The sequence below is a fragment of the Microbispora sp. CSR-4 genome, from assembly GCF_008033685.1.
Classification (GTDB): domain Bacteria; phylum Actinomycetota; class Actinomycetes; order Streptosporangiales; family Streptosporangiaceae; genus Microbispora.
Genome location: NZ_VJVX01000170.1, coordinates 1 through 1,278, shown reverse-complemented (window position 1 = coordinate 1,278; position 1,278 = coordinate 1). Strand labels below are relative to the sequence as shown.

Below are 1,278 nucleotides of genomic sequence, written 5' to 3'. Positions count from 1 at the left end.
AGGTTGGTGGTGAGGGTGCTGGTGTGGGCCCATAGTCCCCAGGCGAGGCTGGTGGCGGGGAGGCCGGTGGTGTGGCGGTGGTGGGCGAGGGCGTCGTGGAAGGTGTTGGCGGCGGCGTAGTTGGCTTGGGCGGCGCCGCCGAGGAGGCCGCTGATGGAGGAGAAGAGGATGAAGGCGGCGAGGTTGTGGTGGCGGGTGTGGTGGTGGAGGTGGTAGGCGCCGTCGATTTTGGGGGCGAGGACGGGGTGGAGGTGGTGGGGGGTGAGGGTGGCCAGGGGGGTGTCGTGGGTGATGCCGGCGGCGTGGATGACGGCGGTGAGGGGGTGGTCGTGGGGGATGGAGTTGATGAGGGTGTGGACGGCGTGGGGGTCGGTGATGTCGGTGGCGGTGATGGTGACGTGGGCGCCGGCGGTGGTGAGGTCGGTGAGGAGTTGGTCGGCGCCGGGGGTGTTGTGGCCGCGTCGTCCGGCGAGGTGGAGGTGGCGGATGTGGTGGTGGGTGGCGAGGTGGTGGGCGAGGAGGGCGCCGATGCCGGTTAGGCCGCCGGTGATCAGGACGGTGCCGTTGGGGTCCCAGGTGTGGGGGTGGGCGGGTTGGGTGGTGTGGGTGGTGTGGGTGGTGTGGGGGGTGTGGGTGGTGTGGGTGGGTTGGGGGGTGTGGGGGGTGAGGCGTGGGGTGAGGTGGGTTCCGGTGCGGAGTGCGGTGTGGGGTTCGTTGTGGTGGTGGGCGGTGGCGGTGGCTTGGGGGAGGGTGGTGAGGGAGTTGGGGTGGGTGTCGTGGTCGATGAGGTGGATGCGGCCGGGGTGTTCGGTTTGTGCGGTGCGGATGAGGCCCCAGAGGGGGGCGGTGGTCAGGTCGATGGGGTCGTTGTTGTTGACGGCGACGGCGTGGTGGGTGAGCAGGAGCAGGCGGGTGTCGGCGAGGCGGTCGTCGGTCAGGTAGGTCTGCAGGGTGTGCAGGGTGTGTTCGAGCACCGCGTGCGCTGTCTCCACCGGGCTGTCGTGCCCAGTGGTGCCTTCTTCCACGCTGGTGGGGCTGGTGTTGTGTGTGTTGGGGCTGTGGGTGGGGATCGGCAGGACGATGAGGTCGGGGACTGGATCGGCGGCGTTGCCGGGGGCGTTGTCGGGGGCGGTGATGGCGTCGGTGAGGGTGGTCAGGTCTTCGTAGAAGGAGGCGGTGACGGTTTGGCGCAGTGTGTCGTAGAGCGGGCGGTCGCCGAGCACCGCCCATGCCTCGCGCGGGGCCGGCACGGGATCCAGCGGTGACCACTCCACCCGG

The 1,278-nt window shown here is 70.3% G+C and carries 1 protein-coding gene; it reads right to left on the bottom strand.

The window, feature by feature from the left end; all coding sequences use genetic code 11:
* Nucleotides 1-1,278: beta-ketoacyl reductase (locus tag FLV34_RS39265; RefSeq protein WP_147945583.1), on the bottom strand; the 1,278-nt coding region annotated here is incomplete at both ends.